This window comes from Micromonospora sp. NPDC049374, assembly GCF_040677165.1.
Taxonomy (GTDB): Bacteria; Actinomycetota; Actinomycetes; order Mycobacteriales; family Micromonosporaceae; genus Micromonospora.
Map to the genome: position 1 here is coordinate 142,807 of NZ_JBFAQH010000003.1, position 19,220 is coordinate 162,026.

The 19,220-nt window shown below is 70.2% G+C and carries 17 protein-coding genes; 10 read left to right on the plus strand and 7 right to left on the minus strand.

The annotated features are described in order from the left end of the window. Positions 1-40: 40 nt before the first annotated feature. The 3 genes from AB0J93_RS06590 to AB0J93_RS06600 all read right to left on the minus strand — a co-directional run bounded on the left by AB0J93_RS06590 (position 41) and on the right by AB0J93_RS06600 (position 2,970). Positions 41-640, minus strand: coding sequence for a TetR/AcrR family transcriptional regulator (locus AB0J93_RS06590; protein ID WP_363918809.1), 600 nt, complete (start codon positions 638-640; stop codon positions 41-43). Between the two features lie 4 nt (positions 641-644). Further along, a complete protein-coding gene (locus AB0J93_RS06595) occupies positions 645-2,222 on the minus strand; it encodes an MFS transporter (RefSeq protein ID WP_363918811.1) in 1,578 nt (525 codons plus the stop codon). A 136-nt stretch (positions 2,223-2,358) separates the two neighbouring features. Beyond that, positions 2,359-2,970 carry a transcriptional regulator gene (locus AB0J93_RS06600; protein ID WP_363918813.1) on the minus strand — a complete coding sequence of 204 codons (612 nt, stop codon included), beginning with the start codon at positions 2,968-2,970 and terminating at the stop codon, positions 2,359-2,361. A gap of 139 nt (positions 2,971-3,109) precedes the next feature. Between AB0J93_RS06600 and AB0J93_RS06605 the strand changes: the two genes are divergently transcribed. After that, a complete protein-coding gene (locus tag AB0J93_RS06605; protein WP_363918815.1) occupies positions 3,110-3,967 on the plus strand; it encodes an SPFH domain-containing protein in 858 nt (285 codons plus the stop codon). A 182-nt stretch (positions 3,968-4,149) separates the two neighbouring features. On the opposite strand, the gene AB0J93_RS06610 is transcribed toward AB0J93_RS06605, so the two are convergent. Together AB0J93_RS06610 and dnaE are read right to left on the minus strand one after the other, a co-directional pair. Continuing rightward, positions 4,150-5,187, minus strand: coding sequence for an aminotransferase class V-fold PLP-dependent enzyme (locus AB0J93_RS06610; RefSeq protein ID WP_363918817.1), 1,038 nt, complete (start codon positions 5,185-5,187; stop codon positions 4,150-4,152). Positions 5,188-5,431: 244 nt separating this feature from the next. After that, positions 5,432-8,965, minus strand: a complete 3,534-nt coding sequence (gene dnaE / locus AB0J93_RS06615; protein WP_363918819.1) for a DNA polymerase III subunit alpha — start codon at positions 8,963-8,965, stop codon at positions 5,432-5,434. 248 nt (positions 8,966-9,213) lie between these two features. On the opposite strand from dnaE, the gene AB0J93_RS06620 reads away from it, so the two are divergent. The 8 genes from AB0J93_RS06620 (at position 9,214) to AB0J93_RS06655 (ending at position 17,576) form a co-directional block, all read left to right on the plus strand. Further along, the gene (locus AB0J93_RS06620; protein WP_204008260.1) at positions 9,214-9,555 is read left to right on the plus strand and encodes a PadR family transcriptional regulator; all 342 of its coding nucleotides are present in this window, start codon (positions 9,214-9,216) and stop codon (positions 9,553-9,555) included. Then, positions 9,552-10,496 (plus strand): permease prefix domain 1-containing protein, encoded by a 945-nt coding sequence (locus tag AB0J93_RS06625; RefSeq protein ID WP_363918821.1) that lies wholly within the window; start codon positions 9,552-9,554, stop codon positions 10,494-10,496. Before AB0J93_RS06620 ends, AB0J93_RS06625 begins: the two co-directional genes overlap by 4 nt. A gap of 71 nt (positions 10,497-10,567) precedes the next feature. Continuing rightward, positions 10,568-11,164: a LemA family protein gene (locus AB0J93_RS06630; RefSeq protein ID WP_363918823.1), complete on the plus strand. Its 597-nt coding sequence runs from the start codon at positions 10,568-10,570 to the stop codon at positions 11,162-11,164. Positions 11,165-11,174: 10 nt separating this feature from the next. Continuing rightward, positions 11,175-13,115 carry a M48 family metallopeptidase gene (locus tag AB0J93_RS06635; RefSeq protein ID WP_363918825.1) on the plus strand — a complete coding sequence of 647 codons (1,941 nt, stop codon included), beginning with the start codon at positions 11,175-11,177 and terminating at the stop codon, positions 13,113-13,115. Positions 13,116-13,651: 536 nt separating this feature from the next. Continuing rightward, on the plus strand, positions 13,652-14,866 hold the full coding sequence (locus tag AB0J93_RS06640; protein WP_363919448.1) for a sensor histidine kinase: 1,215 nt from the start codon (positions 13,652-13,654) through the stop codon (positions 14,864-14,866). Next, complete coding sequence (locus AB0J93_RS06645) at positions 14,863-15,543, plus strand: response regulator transcription factor (RefSeq protein ID WP_363918827.1); 681 nt, start codon at positions 14,863-14,865, stop codon at positions 15,541-15,543. The genes AB0J93_RS06640 and AB0J93_RS06645 overlap by 4 nt, the downstream gene beginning before the upstream one ends. An 81-nt stretch (positions 15,544-15,624) precedes the next feature. Further along, entirely contained in the window at positions 15,625-16,518 is an 894-nt protein-coding gene (locus AB0J93_RS06650; RefSeq protein ID WP_363918829.1) for an ATP-binding cassette domain-containing protein, read from the plus strand. Continuing rightward, a complete protein-coding gene (locus AB0J93_RS06655; protein ID WP_363918831.1) occupies positions 16,515-17,576 on the plus strand; it encodes an ABC transporter permease in 1,062 nt (353 codons plus the stop codon). Before AB0J93_RS06650 ends, AB0J93_RS06655 begins: the two co-directional genes overlap by 4 nt. Here AB0J93_RS06655 and AB0J93_RS06660 read toward each other — a convergent pair. Both AB0J93_RS06660 and AB0J93_RS06665 read right to left on the minus strand, forming a co-directional pair. Beyond that, complete coding sequence (locus AB0J93_RS06660) at positions 17,573-18,196, minus strand: DUF402 domain-containing protein (protein ID WP_363918833.1); 624 nt, start codon at positions 18,194-18,196, stop codon at positions 17,573-17,575. The genes AB0J93_RS06655 and AB0J93_RS06660 overlap by 4 nt on opposite strands. After that, positions 18,193-18,381, minus strand: coding sequence for a hypothetical protein (locus tag AB0J93_RS06665; protein ID WP_363918835.1), 189 nt, complete (start codon positions 18,379-18,381; stop codon positions 18,193-18,195). The genes AB0J93_RS06660 and AB0J93_RS06665 overlap by 4 nt, the downstream gene beginning before the upstream one ends. Positions 18,382-18,449: 68 nt before the next feature. On the opposite strand from AB0J93_RS06665, the gene AB0J93_RS06670 reads away from it, so the two are divergent. Continuing rightward, positions 18,450-19,220 (plus strand): nuclear transport factor 2 family protein, encoded by a 771-nt coding sequence (locus tag AB0J93_RS06670; RefSeq protein WP_363918837.1) that lies wholly within the window; start codon positions 18,450-18,452, stop codon positions 19,218-19,220.

A 19,220-nucleotide genomic window follows, 5' to 3' on the forward strand; every position in this document is an offset into this window, starting at 1 on the left:
CCGCGGAGAGCGATGTTGGCGGCAGCGGCCACGACGCGGGTCAGCGAGCGCGGATACCAGCCAGGAGGCCGTCGACCACCTTTTCCGGCAGGGTCGCCTCGTCGAGGTCCGGGTTCCAGTTCAGCACCCGCTGGATGAGCATCGGGCCGGTGAGCATCGCCATCGTCACCTCGATGTCGATGTCGGTGCGGAGTTCGCCCTCGCGGACGCCACGGCGCAGCACCTCCCGCATCGCCGCCCGGCGGGGCTCCACGATGCTCTGGTAGAACGCGTACCGCTCGGGGCTGCGTTTCATCTCCGGCACCAGACAGGGCATGATCTGCGCCGCACGCGGGTCGACGTTGTGGCCGATCGCGGTGACCAGCGTGATCAGGTCTTCGCGGATGGACCCCCCGGACGGCTGCGGCGGATCGCCCTTGAGCCGACGCAACGCGTCGCGTAGCAGCGCGTCCTTACCCGGCCAGCGGCGGTAGATGGTGGCCTTGCCCACCCCGGCCCGCGCGGCGATCGCCTCGACCGAGATCGTCTCGATGGTGCTGCCCTCCGCGAGCAGGTCCAGGGTGGCCTCGATGATCGCTTCGTCCGCGCGGACGCTGCGTGGCCGCCCAGGTGGTCGTGCAGCGTCCGCCGTGCTGGTCATCTCCTCATTGTCCCTGCCCGGGTGCGGCACCGGCCAACCCGGGTTCGTCGATCGTCACCGGAGCGCCGGTGGTGGCCCGGCTGGGCATGAAGCGCAGGGCCACCAGGATGCCGGCCGCGGCGACCAGCGCGGCCAGCGTGGCCGAGAGATGCATGGCCGAGACGAAGGAGTCGTTGGCCGTCGCGATCAGTTGTGGGCCCGCCGGACCGAGCCGACCGGCTGCCGCGTACGCGCCGGCGATGGACTCACCGGCGGCTTCGCCGGCTGTCGATGGCAGATCCGCCAGGGCCGGTTCGATCCCGTTGCGGTAGCCGGCGGCCAGCACCGAGCCGATCACCGCGACGCCGAGCGCGGCGGCCACCTGCCGGATGGTGTTGCTGACCGCGGAGCCCACGCCGGCCTTCTCCCGGGGCAGCGCCGACATGATCGATTCGGTGGCCGGCGGCATGATGTTGGCCATCCCGACGCCCTGCAGGAAGAAGGCGACAAGCACCAGCCAGATGGGTGTGGCGGCGTCGACGAAGGCGAACGCGCCCAACGCCACCGAGGTCAACACCAGACCCACCACCGCCACCGCCCGGCTGCCGTACCTGCGGACCATGGTGGCGCTGCGTGGGGCGAAGACGAGTTGGGCGACCGCGAAGGGCAGGAAGAGCAGGCCGGTCTCGAGCGGGCTGTAGCCGCGTACCAGTTGCAGGTAGAACGAGCTGAAGAACATCACGCCCATCGCGGCGAAGAAGACCAGGCCGATCATCGCCACCGGGGCGGCGAACCTGGGTACCCGGAACAGTCGGACGTCCAGCGCCGGGTGGCTGCTGCGTCGCTCGTGCAGGACGAACCAGGCCAGCACCGCGACGCCGCCGAGGATCGAGACCCAGACCAGGGGTCGACCGAAGCCGTGCTCGCCGCCGTCGATGATGCCGTAGGTGAGGGCGACCAGGCCGACCACCGAGAGCAGCACGCCGAACGCGTCGATGCGGCCCGGTTCGGGGTCGCGCGACTCGGGCACCAGCAACGCAACCAGGATCACGCCGAGCGCCACCACCGGGACGTTGATCAGGAAGACCGAGCCCCACCAGTAGTGCTCCAGCAACAACCCGCCGAGGACCGGCCCGATGGCCACCGCCAGACCGACCGCGCCGGCCCAGATGCCGATGGCACGTCCTCGCTCCCGAGGGTCGAAGACGTTGGAGATGATCGACAACGTCGCCGGCATGATGGCCGCGCCGCCGACGCCCATCAGCGCCCGGGTGGCGATCAACTGGCCGGGCGTCTGCGCGTACGCCGACAGCAGGGACGCCAGGCCGAAAAGCGCGAGCCCGATCAGCAGCATCCTGCGGCGGCCGGCGCGGTCCCCCAACACGCCGAAGGTGAACAGCAGCCCGGCGAAGACCAGGGTGTAGGAGTTGATCGACCACTCCAACTCGCCCTGGCTCGCCCCTAGCCCGTGCACCGGGTCGGCGAGCGTGCGTAGCGCGACGTTGAGAATGGTGTTGTCGAGGACGACCACGAGCAGGCTGATCACCAGCACGCCGAGGATCGCCCACCTCCTCGGGTGTCCGGTGTTCTCGTTCGGCTGCATCTCCGCCCCCGGTTTTCGATTCGGTCCCGTCCGCGTCGGCTATGAGCGTAGGACATTTACGATACGGAACGGATCCGTATCGGTATGACCCGCGTCACCATGGGGGCGGCGACAACCACGCGCGGGCCGGCCTGGGCTACAGCACCCGGAGGGCGGTGGAGAGAGATTCGAGACGCGTCGCGGGTGGGGTGAGCGGCTCGACCCAGCCCGGCCCGGCACCGTACACCCGGACCGCCGGGAAGTCCCGGGCAAAGCGGCCGATGCGGTACGACCGGCCGGCCACCGGCGACTGGGACCAGACCGCGACGGTGTGCGGCCGGGCCCGATGGACGGCGCTGGCCAAGGCCGTCCACGGCAGCGCCGGCCCGACCAGCAGGCAGCCCCGGCCGCGCTCACGCAACGCGGCGGCGAGCGCGTGCAGTCCGAGACTGTGTTCCTCCTGCTCCGCCCCGGCCAGCAGCACGCCGTCGGTGGGCGGGCCGACATCCGGATCGCGGCGGAACACGTCCAGACCGACCCGGACGCCTTCGGACAGGGCATGCTCGACGGCGATCCCGACGGCGGTCCGCCCGCCCAGCGCGGTGAGCACCGGCACGCAGACGTCGTCCCACAGCCGAACCACTCCCCACTCCTCGGCCAGCTCGACGACCAGCGCGGCGACCCGGTTGCCGTCGAGTTCCTCGGCGGCGGCCGTCAGGCGCTTGCCCGCGATCTGCACGACCTCGGCCGGCATCGGTACCCCAGACACCAGACTTTCCTCCCAGTGGACAGGTCTCCACCGGGGGATTCGTCGGGACGCCCCGCCACGGATGCGCTCGCGACCGCCTTGACCCGGACAGCTACGTTGATGATCAACTCAGCAAGGCCGTCACCGGAAAGGTCCCCTCATGCCCTTCGGCTTCATCCTGGCGATCGTCGCCGCCGTCACTGCGATCATCGCCGTCGCCGTCGTCCTGTTCAGCTCGCAACGCCAGGTGCGGCAGATCGGCGTGCTGACGGCGGTCGGCGCCCTGGCCGGTACGGCGATCCTCACCGTCGCGTCGAGCGCCCACTCGGTACCGATCCGCTCGGTCGGCATCGTCACCAGCTTCGGCAAGCCGACCGGTGAGGTCACCGGCTCCGGCCTCAAATGGGTCACCCCATGGCAGCGGGTCGGCGAGTGGGACGCCGGGCGGCAGAAATACGACCATATCGGCAGCGACCAGTGCGTGCGGGTGCGTACCGGCACCCTCGCGGACGCGTGCGTGGAGGTGCTTGTCGAGTGGCAGGTCCGGCCCGAGAACGCCCCGCAGCAGTTCATGGACTACAAGGGTGACTTCGAGAGCTTCCGGGGGCAGCGGGTCGGCGTCCAGCTCGACAGCGCGGTGAACGACGCCTTCGCCACCTACAACCCGTTGGAGCGCATCGACTCGAAGACCGGCAACCTCAACGTCGACCTCAAGCCCTTCTCGGCGAGCATCAAGTCCAACGCCGAGGGGCGGCTGACCGACGACGTCGAGATCCTGTCGGTCACCATCACCCGGGTCAACCACGACGACAAGACCGAGGGCAACATCAAGGCGTTCCAGGACAAGCTCGCGCAGACCCGCAACCTCGAACAGGACCGCCTCAACGCCGAGATCCAGAAGCAGGTCACCGAGACCAACGCGACGGTGGACAAGGTGACCCGCTGCCTGGAGATCGCGGACAAGCACGGCAGCTCGCCGGGACTGTGCATCAACCCGGGCATCATCACCGGCAAGTGAGCCGGGCGGACCCGTCCCGCACCTTTTCCGGACACCGTCCGGGGTGACGGGAGGCCTCCCGGCCCGGGCCGGGAGACGCCCGGCGGACCGTGCCGCCCGCCCTCACCGGTCAGGTGATGAGTGCGGGCGGCGGGCGCCGGCCGCACACCGGCGAGCCGTCCGGTGCGGCGTGGACGGCGCGGTCAGGAGGTGAGCGCGTCGAGGGCCAGGTCGACGTCCTCGGTGGTGGAGTAGAGGTGGAACGAGGCCCGGACCCGACCGGCCCGCACCGCCGCGCGTACCCCGGCGCGGGCCAGCTTCTCCTGCGCGCCGGGCACCTCGACGGTGACGATCGCGCTGTGCCCGGGTGGCTGCCCCAGACCGGTGAGGAACCGGTTGGCAAGCGTCACGTCGTACGCCCGCACCTGCTCGACGCCGATCTCCAGCAGCAGTTCCAGCGCGGGAACGGCGCCCACCCAGCTGAACCAGGCCGGTGAGAGGTCGAACCGGCGGGCGTCGTCGGCCAGCCGCAACGGCGGCCCGTAGTAGGAGGCGTGCGGATCGCGACCCGCGTACCAGCCGGCGGCGTCGGGTCGCAGCCGGTCCCGCAGCCCGGGAGCCAGGTAGGCGAACGCGGTGCCCCGGGGAGCCATCAGCCACTTGTATCCGCCGGCCACCACGACGTCCGCGCGGGCCGCGTCGAACGGCAGCCAGCCGCACGCCTGAGTGGCGTCCACCGCGACGAGCGCGCCGTGGGCCCGGGCCGCCGCGACGATCTCGTCGTACGCGGCGATCGTGCCGTCGGCGGACTGCACCAGGCTGAACGCCACCAGGTCGGTGTCCGCATCGATGGAGGCGGCCAGCTCGTCCAGCGGGACGGTGCGCACCTCGACGCCCCGTTCGGCCTGCACCAGCCAGGGAAACAGGTTGGAGGTGAACTCGACCGCGGGTGCCAGCACCCGGGCGCCGGCGGGTAGCGCGGCGGCGACCGGCGCCAGCAACTGCGACACGGTGGCGCCGACCGCGACGTCGGCGACCGGTACCGCGACCAGTTGGGCGAACGCCGCCCGAGACCGGTCGGTGGACGTGCCCCAGTCCTCCCACGCCCCCCGCCCAACCCGCCACGCGGCCAGCGCGTCCTGCAACGCGTCCCAGGCCGGGTCGGGCGGCAACCCGTAGCTGGCGGTGTTCAGCCAGCCCGGCTGCGGTTGCCACAGCTTCTGCGCCTGCTCCAGTTCCACACCCCGACGCTAGTGGCCTCGACCCCCACCCCTAAGCGCCAATCCCACCCCCGTGGCCCCACCCCACCCCACCCCACCCACCCCCGCTCTCGGCGATCTTGCAGTTGTTGTCTCCCCAAAAGGGTCTAATCGGCGCATTCCAGCGACGAAAACTGCAAGATCGGCGCGCGCGGAGGGGGTGGGGTGGGGTGGGGTGGGGGCGAGCGCAGCGGGGTGGGGGTGGGGGTGGGGGTGGGGGTGGGTGTTAGGTGACGTTGGCGGGGCCTAGGACGCTTTTGAGGTCGGCCATGAGGGCGGTGGTGGCGGCCACTCGGACCGGGCTCAGGCGCAGGGTGGTGGTACGGGTGCCGTTGAGGAGTTTGACGTGCACCTCGGCGTCGCCGGGGTGCAGCACCAGCGTCTCCTTGAGCCGCTCCACCAGCGGCGGGGTGCAGCGGGTCACCGGGATGGTGAGGGTGACCGGCTTGTTCGCGGTGCTGGTGCTGATGTCCGGCAGGGACATGTCCATCGCCATGATGCGCGGGGTGTCGTCGCGCCGGTCGACCCGGCCCTTGACCACCACGATCGCGTCCTCGGCGATGTACTGCCCGATCACCTCGTAGGTGTTCGGGAAGAACAGCGTCTCCACGCCACCGGCCAGGTCCTCCAGGGTGGCCGAGGCCCATGCCCGTCCCTGCTTGGTGACCCGTCGCTGCACGCCGGAGAGGATGCCGGCGAGGGTGACCACCGCGCCGTCGGGCACGGTGCCCTCCTCCGACAGTGCCGCGATGGTGGTGTCGGCCGCCGCGCCGAGGATGTGTTCCAGGCCGAACAGGGGATGGTCGGAGACGTACAGGCCGAGCATCTCGCGCTCGAACGCGAGCTTGTCGCGCTTGTCCCACTCCCCCTCGGCGATGGTCGGCATGACCGTGGTGTTCGTCGCCACCTCGTCGTCGCCGAAGCCCGCACCGAACAGGTCGTACTGCCCGACGGCCTCCTTACGCTTGACGTCGGCGTACGCGTCGATGGCGTCGGCGTGCACGGCGAGCAGGCCCTTGCGGGGATGCTTCAGCGAGTCGAACGCCCCCGCCTTGATCAAGGATTCGATGGTCTTCTTGTTGCAGACCACCGCGTCCACCTTGGACAGGAAGTCGTAGAAGTCGGCGTACTCGCCCTTCTCCTCGCGGCAGCGCATGATCGCGGCGACCACGTTCGCGCCGACGTTGCGGATCGCGCCGAGGCCGAAACGGATCTCCCGGCCGACCGGGGTGAACGGGCCGGCCGAGGTGTTCACGTCCGGTGGCAGCACCTGGATGCCCATCCGCCGGCACTCCGACAGGTACATGGCCATCTTGTCCTTGTCGTCACCGACGGAGGTCAGCAGCGCCGCCATGTACTCGGCCGGGTAGTTGGCCTTCAGGTAGCCGGTCCAGTACGACACGAGCCCGTAGCCGGCGGTGTGCGCCTTGTTGAAGGCGTAGTCGGCGAACGGGACGAGGATGTCCCACAGGGTCTTGATGGCCTCGTCGGAGTAGCCGTTGCTCTTCATCCCGTCGCGGAACGGGATGAACTCCTTGTCGAGGACCTCCTTCTTCTTCTTGCCCATCGCCCGGCGCAGCAGGTCGGCCTTGCCGAGGCTGTACCCGGCGAGCACCTGGGCGGCACGCTGCACCTGCTCCTGGTAGACGATCAGGCCGTGGGTCGGGCCGAGGATCTCCTCCAGCGGCTCGGCCAGTTCCGGGTGGATCGGGGTGATCTCCTGGAGCCCGTTCTTGCGCAGCGCGTAGTTGGTGTGTGAGTTGGCGCCCATCGGGCCGGGTCGGTAGAGCGCCAGGACGGCGGAGATGTCCTCGAAGTTGTCCGGTTTCATCAGCCGGAGCAGCGACCGCATCGGCCCGCCGTCGAGCTGGAACACGCCGAGGGTGTCACCCCGGGCCAGCAGCTCGTACGTCGGTTTGTCGTCAAGCGGCAGCTTGAGCAGGTCGACCTTGAGTCCGTGGTTCAGCTCGATGTTCTTCAGCGCGTCGTCGATGATGGTCAGGTTGCGCAGGCCGAGGAAGTCCATCTTCAACAACCCGAGCGACTCACACGTCGGGTAGTCGAACTGGGTGATGATCGCCCCGTCGGCGTCCCGGCGCATCAGCGGGATGTGCTCGATGATCGGCTCGGCGGACATGATGACCCCGGCGGCGTGCACCCCGGTCTGCCGGATCAGCCCCTCGATGCCCTTGGCGGTGTCGATCACCTTGCGGACGTCGGGGTCGGACTCGTACAGGCCGCGGATCTCGCCGGCCTCGGCGTAACGCGGGTGCTTCGGGTCGAAGATGCCGGTGAGCGGGATGTCCTTGCCCATCACCGCCGGTGGCATCGCCTTGGTGATCCGGTCGCCGACCGCGTACGGGTAGCCGAGCACCCGGGCCGAGTCCTTGATCGCGGCCTTCGCCTTGATGGTGCCGAAGGTGGCGATCTGGGCGACCTTGTCCTCACCCCACTTGTCGGTGACGTACTTGATCACCTCACCGCGCCGACGCTCGTCGAAGTCGATGTCGACATCCGGCATGGAGACCCGCTCGGGGTTGAGGAACCGCTCGAAGATCAGCCCGTGCGGGATCGGGTCCAGGTCGGTGATGCCCAGGGCGTACGCGACCAGGGAACCGGCCGCGGAGCCACGGCCGGGACCGACGGCGATGCCCTGTGCCTTGGCCCACTGGATGAAGTCGGCCACCACGAGGAAGTACGACGGGAAGCCCATCTGGATGATGACGCCCAACTCGTACTCGGCCTGTACGACGTGCCCCTCGGGGATGCCCTCCGGGTACCGGCGGGCCAGGCCGGCGAAGGTCTCCTTACGGAACCAGGACTCCTCGGTCTCCCCCTCGGGCACCGGGAAGCGCGGCATCAGGTTGTGGAACTCGAACATCCCGGTCGGGTCGACCCGCTCGGCCACCAGCAGCGTGTTGCGGCAACCCTCCAGCCAGGGGTCGGAGTTGTCCACGCCGCGCATCTCGTCGGCCGACTTGATGTAGTAGCCGCTGCCGCCGAACTTGAACCGGTTCGGGTCGGCGACGTTGCTTCCGGTCTGCACGCAGAGCAGCACGTCGTGCGCCTCGGACTGCGCCTCGTGGGTGTAGTGCGAGTCGTTGGTGACCACCGGCGGGATGTTGAGCTTGCGGCCGATCTCCAGCAACCCGTCGCGGACCCGCTTCTCGATGTCCAGGCCGTGGTCCATCAGCTCCAGGAAGTAGTTCTCCTTGCCGAAGATCTCCTGGTACTTCGCGGCGGCTTCGAGGGCCTGCGCGTCGTGGCCGAGCCGCAGCCGGGTCTGCACCTCGCCGGACGGGCAGCCGGTGGTGGCCATCAGTCCGTCGGCGTACTCGGCCAGCAGCTCGGTGTCCATCCGGGGCCACTTGACGAAGTAGCCCTCGGTGTAGGAGCGCGAGGTCAGCGCGAACAGGTTGTGCAGGCCGGTCTTGTTGCGCGCCCAGATCGTCTTGTGGGTGTAGCCACCGCTACCTGAGACGTCGTCGCTCTTCTGCTCCGGCCGGCCCCACCGCACCCGCTGCTTGTGGAACCGTGACTCCGGCGCCACGTACGCCTCGATGCCCAGGATCGGGGTCACCCCGGCGGCCATCGCCTGCTTGTAGAAGTCGTTCGCGCCGTGCATGTTGCCGTGGTCGGTCATCGCCACCGCCGGCATTCCCTGCCGCTTGACCTCGGCGAACAGATCCTTGAGCCGGGCCGCCCCGTCAAGCATCGAGTACTCCGTGTGCACGTGCAGATGCGCGAACGAATCGCCCATGCGGAGGCCCCCCGGGTCAGCTGATCGAGTCGGTCGGCGCTAACCCTAACCCCGCCGTCTCCGGCCGCTGAAGCGCGCCGCGCCAGGTGCTCGACGACCCGCACAGCACGCCTGGACGAACGACGCGGGGCGCCCGGATGACCGGACGCCGCGTTGCCGGACCCAAAAGCCCTGGCTGACACGATGTTGGTTCGGCGACATCGTTGCGCGATGGACAACAGTGTGTGGCACACAGTATGGTGTGACGCATGGTCAGTGATGACGTCCTACGGACCCATCTACAGGAGCTACGTCGGGGCACGGTGGTGGTGGCCAGTCTGGTCGCGCTGCGCCGGCCCGACTACGGCTACGCGCTACTGCAACGACTCACCGGGCACGGCTTCCCCGTCGACGCAAACACCCTCTATCCCCTACTGCGGCGGCTGGAGGAACAGGGGCTCCTGACCAGCGAGTGGAACACCGAGGAGAGCCGACCGCGCAAGTTCTACCGCACCAGCGAGTCCGGCGAGCAGGTGCTACGGCGGCTGCTCGATGACCTGGCCGCCGTACAGACCTCCCTCACCACCCTGATCGAAGGAGCACCCCGATGACCTCCCTGACCGACCGCTACCTGGCCGCCACCCTGCGCTCGGTGCCGACCCGGCGGCGCGAGGAGATCGCCACGGAACTGCGCGCCTCCATCGCCGACATGATCGACGGTCGGACCGCCGACGGGGTCGACGCCGCCACCGCCGAGCGCGCCGTCCTCACCGAGCTGGGCAATCCGGCGCAGCTGGCCGCCCGATACACCGACCGTCGGCTGCAACTCATCGGCCCCGAGTACTACCTGGCCTGGCAGCGGCTGCTGATCGTGCTGCTCAGCACCATTCCCGCCATCGTCGGGGTACTGATGGGCGTACTCCAGGCCACCGTCGCCGACAATGCGGCGGGCGCGATCGGCGAGGGCATCGCCGGGGCGTTCAACGTCGCCGTGCAGATCGCCTTCTGGGTGACCCTGGTCTTCGCGGTGATGGAACGCCTCGGCACTCCGCTGAACCTGCCCGAATGGAGCGTCGACCAGCTACCCGAGCACCCCGCCGAGCGGGACGTCACGCTCACCGACGTGTGTGCCTCGATCGTGTTCCTGGGCCTGTTCGCCGCCTTCCTGCCGTGGCAGCACTTCCAGTCGGTGATGGGGCCCGACGGCGAGCGCCTGCCGGTTCTCGATCCGGCGCTGTGGACGTTCTGGCTGCCGCTGCTGCTCGTCGTCCTGCTCGCCAGCATCGCGTTTGAGATCGCCAAGTACCGCGCCCGCCGGTGGACCTGGCCGCTGGTCGCCGTCAACGCCGTACTGAGCCTGGCGTTCGCGGTTCCGGCGATCTGGCTGCTGCTCGACGACCGGCTGCTCAACCCGGAGTTCGTCGCTCGTTTCGCCTGGCTGAACGACGGCGGACTCGGCACGGTCACCCGGATCAGCGTCGTGGTGATCGTCGCCATCACCCTCTGGGACATCGTCGACAGCGCGGTCAAGGCGCGTCGATCCGCGCACTGAGCAGGAGCGGGCCTGGACCGACGCACGTACGATGATCAGCGGAAGTGCCGACAGACACCGAGGGAGCGGCCGTGGAACTGATCATCGGACTGGTGTGCCTGGTGTTGATCGTCGTGGCGGTGGTCGGCTTCGGCGTCTCGATCTACAACGGGCTGGTCCGGGCCCGCAACGCGTACCGCAACGCTTTCGCCCAGATCGACGTGCAGCTCGTCCGGCGGCACGACCTGATCCCCAACCTGGTCGAGACCGCCAAGGGCTATCTCAAGCACGAGCGGGAGACGCTGGAGGCGGTGATCAACGCCCGCAACGCCGCCGTCAACGCGCAGGCCACCGCCGCGGCGGCCCCCGGTGACCCGGCCGCCATGCAGCAGCTCAGCGGCGCGGAGAACGCACTCACCGCCACCCTGGGTCGGCTGTTCGCGCTCTCCGAGGCGTACCCGGATCTCAAGGCCAACCAGAACATGATGCAGCTGTCGGAGGAGCTGACCTCGACGGAGAACCGGGTCGCCTTCGCCCGGCAGGCGTACAACGACGCGGTGATGGCCTACAACAACAAGCGCGAGGTGTTCCCCTCCAGCGTGGTGGCGGGGATGTTCTCGTTCGGCCCGGCGGAGCTGTTCCAGCCGGACGACCCGCAGCAGCGCCAGGCACCGCAGGTCTCGTTCTGATCGGGCGGCGATGAACTTCTTCGAACGACAGCGTCAGGTGCGCCGGCTGTCGACCCGGCTGGTGCTGCTGTTCGTGCTGGCCGTGGTCGGGATCGTGGTGGTGGTGAATCTCGCGGCGTTGTTCGCCTTCAACGCCACCGCCGCCGATCCCGCCCAGCTCGCCGGGTTCGTCGCCATGGTCACCATCGGCACCCTCGCCGCGATCGGGCTGGCCGCCCTGGTCCGTACGCTCGCGTTGCGCGGCGGCGGCGGGAAGGTGGCCCGCGAACTGGGCGGGGTGCCGGTTCCGGCGAACACCACCGATCCGGAGCTGCGCCGGCTGCGCAACGTCGTCGAGGAGATGGCGCTGGCCTCCGGCGTACCCGTCCCCGAGGTCTACGTGCTGCCGGAGGAGACGGCGATCAACGCCTTCGCCGCCGGGTGGACCCCGTCCGACGCTGCCGTCGCCGTCACCCGGGGCGCGTTGCAGCGACTCAACCGCGACGAACTCCAGGGGGTGATCGCCCACGAGTTCAGTCACGTCGTCAACGGCGACATGCGGCTCAACATCCGGCTGATGGGCCTGCTGTTCGGCATCCTCTTCCTGACCGTGATCGGCCGCGGGCTGGCCCGCGCCGGGGTCATCGGCGGCGGCCGGTCGCGCGGCAACAACAGCGGCGGCAGTGCCGCTCCGCTGGCGCTTGTGGGCCTGGCCCTGCTGGTGGCCGGCTACGTCGGCGTCCTCGCCGGGCGGCTCATCCAGGCGTCGGTCTCCCGGCAGCGGGAGTACCTGGCCGACGCCTCGGCGGTGCAGTACACCCGCCAGACCGGGGGCATCGCCGGAGCGCTGAAGAAGATCGGGGGCCTCAGCGACGGTTCCGAGCTGAAGTCGCCGAAGCGCGACGAGGTGGGGCACATGCTCTTCGGCGAGGCGGCCAGGACGTCCTGGTTCGCCACCCATCCCCCGCTGGCCGACCGGATCAAGGCGTTGGAACCGTCGTTCAACCCGGCCGAACTGCAACAGTTGTCGCGGCAGTGGGCGGCGGCACCGCCGTCGGGCCGCCAGGAGGACATCGCCATGGGCCTGGCGCCGGGGCGGACGACGCCAGCGCAGCCCGGGCCACCGGTACGCGGCGAGCGGGTACGCGTCGCACCGGACGAGGTGCTGGCCCGGGTCGCCGCCCCTACCGCGACCGCCTACACCCACGCCGCAGCGATCCTCGACCGGATCCCGGATCCGCTGCTCGACCGGGCCCGTGATCGGGAGGCGGCCGTGCCGCTGCTGCTCGGCCTGCTGCTCAGCGCCGAGCCGGAGATCCGGCAGCACCAGTACGCCGCAGTGGCGCAGCGACACGGCCAGCAGCTGGCCGACGGCGCGCTGCACGCGGCGGACGAGCTGGTCGAGCTTCCCGCCGACCTGCGGTTGCCGCTGGCCGAGCTGGCCTTCCCGGCGCTACGCGATCGACCCGGCGCCGAGGTGGAGTCACTGCTGGCGGCCGTGTTCACGTTGATCCAGGCCGACGGCGCGATCAACGTGACCGAGTACTGCCTGTCCCGGTTGCTGCTCGCCGAGTTGGAGGAGTCGCTGCGGCCGGACTCCCGGTGGCGTACCGACCGGCGCAAACTCACCGACGCGCGCTCCGCGGCAGCCGCCCTGCTGGCCATCCTCGCCCAGGTAGGCCACCCCGATCGACCCGAGGCGGAACGGGCCTTCCAGGCCGGCGTCGCCGCGCTGCTGCCCGGCACCGACCTGCCGTACGCACCACCGGAGAACGGCGTGCTCGCCCTGGAGACCGCCTGGCCGGTGCTCGACGGGTTGCGCCCGGCCGACAAGGAGCGGCTGGTGGCGGCCACCGTCGCGGTGATCAGCCACGACGGGATGATGACCGTGCCCGAGATCGAGTTGTTGCGGACGATCTGCGGTCTGCTGCACTGTCCGCTGCCCCCCATGGCCGGCCACGTCACCGGCTGATCGCCTCCCTAGACCGCCCCGCCCAGCGCGGCGCGACGCGACGCGGCGCGGCGCGACGCGGCCAGCCCGACGCGGCGGTGCTCTGCCAGGTGCGGGCCCGGTGAGACCAAACAGAGAGTCACAGTTGCCGTCCGTCACGACAACGGGACCTACCTCTACTCCACTACGCATGCTTTGCTCTGCTTCAACCCACGCACTGGCGCTTGACCTGGCATGCTGCGTCAGCCTCCGGCCGCACATGGCGCACCCTCCGCTACTTTCCGTGAGTATTGCGTCGGTTGAAGCAGAGCAAAGGGAGTGCAGAGGTATTGGTGGGGGGAGGTCGGGCAGCACTGTCCGTGAGGGCCGGTGAGCGGACCGCCGGCCGGATCTCAGCCGACGCGACAGGCGGGCTGCGGGGGGATGGCATGCTGCCCAGGGTGACCACCGAGACCGTCGACGAATGGCGGCAGCCCGACGCGACCACCGACGAGTGGCGACGGGCCGAGACCAGTGACGAGTGGCGACGGCCGGGGCCGACGCCGGAGCAGCGGCGGCTGGACCTGTACGCCGGGCTGGCCGCTACGGCCCTTGCCCTGCTCAGCCTGACATTGGCCCGTAGCACCGGGGCGTTCATGCTGGGACCACCACCGTCCGGTGTCGAACAGCTCTTCTGGACCGTCGCGGTGCCGCTGCCGTTGATCTGGCGACGTCGCTTCCCCGTCGCCGCCACGCTGGCCGTGTCGACCGCGTTCATCGGTTCGCAGGTGCGCGCCGTCCCCGAGTGGCAGCTCTCCTCCTGGGCGCTGTTCATCGCCATCTACACACTGGGCGCCTGGGGCCGGGACCGTCGGTTGTCCCGCCGACTGCGGATCAGTGTGATCGTTGCGATGTTCACCTGGATGGGGATCGCCTTGTCGATCAATTACCGCACGCTCAGCGCGGAGTCCTTTGCCGACGCGGTCGGCCCGGTGCCTCCGGTACTCGCCGCGATCGTCACCGGAATCCTGGTCAACGCGCTGTACTTCGGGTTCGCGTACTTCTTCGGCGAGACCGCCTGGGTGGCGGCCCGTCGTCAGCACCAGGTGGCCGAGCAGGCGGAACGGCTGCGCCGGTCACAGGCCGAGGTACGCGAGCACGCGGTGGTCGGCGAGCGGGTCAGGATCGCCCGTGAGCTGCACGACGTGGTCGCCCACCACGTGTCGGTGATGGGGGTGCAGGCGGCGGCCTGTCGCCGGGTCTTCGACAAGGATCCGGCGAAGGCCCGCACCGCGTTGGCCTCCATCGAGGAGACCGCCCGTCAAGCGGTCGACGAGCTGCGTCGGATGCTCGGCGTGCTGCGGGCCCGCGACGGTGACTCGGCAAACGCCCGGCAGCCGGCCGGGGTCGACCGGATAGCCGCCCTGGTGGACCGGGCGCGCGAGGCCGGGCTACGCGCCACCCTGGGGGTGTACGGCGATCCGCAGCCGCTGCCGGAGTCGGTCTCCCAGGCCGCGTACCGGGTGGTGCAGGAGGCCGTGACGAACGTGTTGAAGCACGCCACCGGGGCGAGCCTGCTCGACGTCCGGATCCGCTATCTGGCGCAGGAGATGGAGGTCGAGGTGAGCGACGACGGCCGGGCCAGCCGCACGGCGAACGCCGACGGGCTGGGACTGATCGGGATGCGGGAACGGGTCGCGACCCACGGCGGGGAACTGGAGGTGGGTCCGCGTGCCGGCGGTGGCTGGCGGGTGCGGGTCCGCTTCCCGCTACCGGCGGGGAGCCCGGCATGAACCCGATCCGAGTGCTCCTCGCCGACGACCACCACCTGGTGCGTACCGGCTTCCGGGTCATCCTGGAGATCGAGGACGACATCGAGGTGGTCGGCGAGGCCGCCGACGGGGAACGGGCCGTCGGCATGACCCGGGCGCTGCGCCCGGACGTGGTGCTGATGGACGTGGAGATGCCCGGGGTGGACGGGCTGGAAGCCACCCGGCGGATCAGCGCCGGCGAGGACGAGCCGGGCGGGCCGGCCGTGCTGATGCTCACCACGTTCGACCGCGACGACTACCTGTTCGCCGCCCTGCGCGCCGGGGCGAGCGGCTTCCTGCTCAAGAACGGCACGCCGGAGGCGCTTGTCGACGCGATCCGGGTGGTGGCCCGGGGCGACGGCCTGCTCGCGCCGGAACTCACCCGGCGGGTGATCGCCACCTTCGCCCGCCCGGGCAGTCAACCCGGTGATGACGTGACATCGGAGGCGGCGCTGGGCAGCCTGACACCCCGGGAACGGGAGGTCCTGGTGCTCGTCGCCGGGGGCGCCAGCAACGCCGAGATCGCCGCCAGCCTTCACCTGGGCGAGGCGACGGTGAAGTCACACGTCAGCCGGGTGCTCGCCAAGCTGGGGCTGCGCGACCGGGTGCAAGCGGTGGTCTTCGCGTATGAACACGGGGTGGTGCGGCCCGGCGGGTGAGCGACCTCCGCCGCGAGAGGGAGTCATGATCTCCGTCGGCGGGCGGACGGCAGCCGGTCCTCGACGACCTAGCGTTACGCCATGACCAGCGTGCTCCGTCTCGACGGCGTCGACCGCAGCTTCGGCGACCGTCAGGTACTCAAGGACGTCTCCTTCGACGTCACCGCCGGCCGGATGACCGGCTTCGTGGGCGGCAACGGTGCCGGCAAGACCACCACCATGCGCATCATCCTCGGGGTGCTCGCCGCGGACGCCGGCCAGGTGACGTGGCGGGGTGAACCGCTGAGCCGGGACGCTCGGCGGCGTTTCGGCTACATGCCCGAGGAACGCGGCCTGTACCCGAAGATGAGCGTCCGCGAGCAGGTCACCTACCTGGGTCAGCTGCACGGGTTGACCGTCGACGCCGCTCGACGCGCCACCGACGGGCTGCTGGAGCGGGTCGGTCTCGCCGAGCGGGCCAACGACCTGCTGGAGACGCTGTCCCTGGGCAACCAGCAACGAGCCCAGATCGCCGCGGCGCTGGTGCACGACCCGGAGGTCCTGGTGCTCGACGAGCCCTTCTCCGGCCTCGATCCGCTGGCCGTGGACACGGTCGTCGGCGTCCTGCGGGAGCGGGCCGCCGCCGGTGCTCCGGTGCTCTTCTCCAGTCACCAGCTCGACGTGGTCGAACGGCTCTGCGACGACCTGGTGATCATCGCGGACGGCTCGATCCGCGCCGCCGGCAGCCGGCAGCAGTTGCGCTCGGCGTACACCACGCCCCGTTTCGAGCTGGTGGTGGAGACCGACGCCGGCTGGCTGCGCGACCACCCCGGGGTGAGCCTGGTCGACCTCGACGGCGCGCGCGCCGTCTTCGACCTGGCCGCCGGCACCGACGAACAGCCGGTGCTGCGCGCCGCACTGGAACGCGGCCCGGTTCGCGCGTTCCGCCCCATCACTCCCTCCCTCGCCGAGATCTTCCGAGAGGTCGCCAAGTGAACGCCATGCAGGCCACCCGCCTGGTCGCCGCCCGGGAGATCCGGGTCAAGCTGCGCGACCGTACCTTCCTGATCAGCACCGTCGTCTTCCTGCTGATCGCCGCGGCGGCGACGATCCTGCCGCCGCTGCTGTCCGGCGGACCGTCCACAGTGGCCGTCACCGAGGCGGCGGCCGGCCCGTTGCGGGCGGCGGGGCTGGAGGTGCTCGCCGTACCCGACGACGCCGCAGCCGAGCAGGCGGTCCGCGACGGCGACGCGGACGCCGCGGTGGTCGCCGGCCCGGCCGTGCTCGCCATGGACGACGCCCCCAACGACGTGGTCTCCGCGTTGAGCACCGAACCCCCGGTCCGGCTGCTGAACCCGGATGCGGTGGACCCGGTGGTGGCCTTCCTGGTGCCGTTCGCCTTCGCCTTCATCTTCTTCATCACCTCGCAGACCTTCGGGGTGCAGATCGCGCAGAGCATCATCGAGGAGAAGCAGACCCGGATCGTGGAGATCCTCGTTGCCGCGGTGCCGGTCCGCGCCCTGCTGGCCGGGAAGATGCTCGCCGGTACGATCCTGGCGCTCGGGCAGATCGGCTTGGTGGCCGTGGTCGCGGTGGCGGGTATGGCGTTCGGTGACAACACCACGCTGCTGTCGCTGCTCGCGCCGGCGATCGGCTGGTTCGTGCCGTTCTTCCTGCTCGGCTTCGTGCTTATCGCGTCGATGTGGGCGGCGGCCGGCGCGCTGGTCAACCGGCTGGAGGACATCGGTGGCGTGTCGATGCCGGTACAGCTCGCGGTGATGCTGCCGTTCTTCGCGGTGATCTTCCTCAACGACAACGTCACCGCCATGCGGGGGCTGTCCTACCTGCCATTCTCCTCGCCGACGGCGATGCCGCTGCGGCTGTTCAACGGCGACGCCGCCGGCTGGGAACTGGTCGTCTCGCTGGCCCTGCTCCTGGTCACGGCGGCGGGGTTCCTGCTCGCCGGAGCCCGGGTGTACGAAGGCTCCCTGTTGCGCACCAACGGCCGCACCTCCATCCGCACCGCCTGGCGGGAGCGCGAAACCCTCGGCTAAGACGCCCAGTTGGTGGGGAGGCGGGGGACGGGCCAGGTCGGGTCGGGTTGCCAGGTCGACCAGGACTCGTCCCACCAGCGTTCGTCGGCGTCAAGCCGGGCGGCGATCCGGTCGCCCTCGGCGCGGATCGCCTCGCCCATGCCCGGGTAGCGCCCCTCCACCAGCCGCTGCGCGAAGATTTCCACATCCTTGAAGACGTACCGGTCGGCGTCCGCCGCCCACCACAGGTCCAGCTCGTGATCGAGGGTGTCCACCCCGATCGGCGTACGCCGGAACGGGTCCTGGAGGTTGAAGTACCAGCCGGCGAAGACGCGCTCCGAGCCGGACCAGAACACGTCGACCGCGTGTGCCTCGCCGGGCCGCTGAAGCATCAGCTTGCCGTGACCGGTCCAGGCGGTGTGCCCGGCGAGCTGCCACGGGTGCCGGCCGCACGGGAACTCACCAGACTCGGGAAAGCCGAACTCGGCCCCGGGCGGCAGGTAGAGCGCGAGCAGGTCGGCGGAATCCTCGACGCAGATCGTCGGGCAGCCGAACCACACCTCACCGCGCAGGATCTCCCGTCGCACCACCACCTGGCCCGGGGCGAAGCGTCCGCCCACCGGTTCCGGCGTCGGGGTCAATCCCCCGCCAGCTCCGGCCGATGCTCCCGAATCCACGCCTGCACATCCGCCTTCCGCCACACCTTGCCCTGCATCAGATCCGCTACCGGCTCGGGGAAGTTCCGATGGCTGGTGATCACATAGACGCGCTGCTTGCTGATGCCGCCAAGCATGATCCGGATCTCATGCGCGCCCACCAGCTCCATAAGGCGGACCGTAGACAGTTGCCTTGGCTCCTTGACTCGGGTCAACCCGATGGGTCACCGTATGAGGTATGTCCCAACTCCCTCTCTCGCGCCGCGACCAGCCGCTGAGGCGGTTGCATCGGGTGCATCGGCACCTGCCTCGGCGGCCCGACTGGTCCTGCGAGGCGTGTACCGCCGCATGGCCGTGCCCGACCGCCCGGATGCTGCTGCGCCACGAGTACGGCCCGGACCGGGTCGGCCTCTCGATCTACCTGGCCGGTCAGCTGTTCGACGCCACCGGGGACCTGCTGGGGCTGGCTGGACATCGACCGCCGACGCCGGCAGAGCTGTTCGACCGCTTCCTGGGCTGGGCCGCACCCCGGCTCAACGGCCTGGCACGCCCGCGAGTGTCACACCCCGACGGTAGAAATCCAGCACCCCTGGACACGAGGAGCACGATCATGGACGTACGGGATGCCGCCCGACGGTGGGCGGACGCCTGGGCTCAGGGCTGGCCCGCCCGGGACGTGGCGAGGATCGTCGACCTGCAGGCGGAGGACGGTGACCACTGGGCGTCGATGTTCCGCCCGCACCGGGGCCGTGCCGGCCTCCGGGCGTACGTGGCGGAGTGTTTCGGCGAGGAGACCCGGCCGGCGGAGGTCTGGTTCGGCGAACCACGGGTCGACGGCGACACGGCCACCATCGAGTACTGGGCGATCACCTACCCGTACGACGAGCCGGTCACCATCTCCGGCTGCACGCTTGTCCGCTTCGACGCCGACGGCCTGGTCACCGAGGCCCGCGACTACTCCCACAGCAAAGAGGGCAGACACCTCCCACCCACCACCCTCTTCCCCTGA

Bases quoted from the DNA above. Each gene is read 5' to 3' on its own strand.
- AB0J93_RS06670 (WP_363918837.1), top strand. From the start codon at position 18,450: ATGTCCCAACTCCCTCTCTCGCGCCGCGACCAGCCGCTGAGGCGGTTG.
- dnaE (WP_363918819.1), bottom strand. From the start codon at position 8,965: ATGGGCGATTCGTTCGCGCATCTGCACGTGCACACGGAGTACTCGATG.
- AB0J93_RS06650 (WP_363918829.1), top strand. From the start codon at position 15,625: ATGACCAGCGTGCTCCGTCTCGACGGCGTCGACCGCAGCTTCGGCGAC.
- AB0J93_RS06635 (WP_363918825.1), top strand. From the start codon at position 11,175: ATGAACTTCTTCGAACGACAGCGTCAGGTGCGCCGGCTGTCGACCCGG.
- AB0J93_RS06645 (WP_363918827.1), top strand. From the start codon at position 14,863: ATGAACCCGATCCGAGTGCTCCTCGCCGACGACCACCACCTGGTGCGT.
- AB0J93_RS06595 (WP_363918811.1), bottom strand. From the start codon at position 2,222: ATGCAGCCGAACGAGAACACCGGACACCCGAGGAGGTGGGCGATCCTC.
- AB0J93_RS06625 (WP_363918821.1), top strand. From the start codon at position 9,552: ATGACCTCCCTGACCGACCGCTACCTGGCCGCCACCCTGCGCTCGGTG.
- AB0J93_RS06590 (WP_363918809.1), bottom strand. From the start codon at position 640: ATGACCAGCACGGCGGACGCTGCACGACCACCTGGGCGGCCACGCAGC.
- AB0J93_RS06665 (WP_363918835.1), bottom strand. From the start codon at position 18,381: ATGGAGCTGGTGGGCGCGCATGAGATCCGGATCATGCTTGGCGGCATC.
- AB0J93_RS06605 (WP_363918815.1), top strand. From the start codon at position 3,110: ATGCCCTTCGGCTTCATCCTGGCGATCGTCGCCGCCGTCACTGCGATC.
- AB0J93_RS06620 (WP_204008260.1), top strand. From the start codon at position 9,214: ATGGTCAGTGATGACGTCCTACGGACCCATCTACAGGAGCTACGTCGG.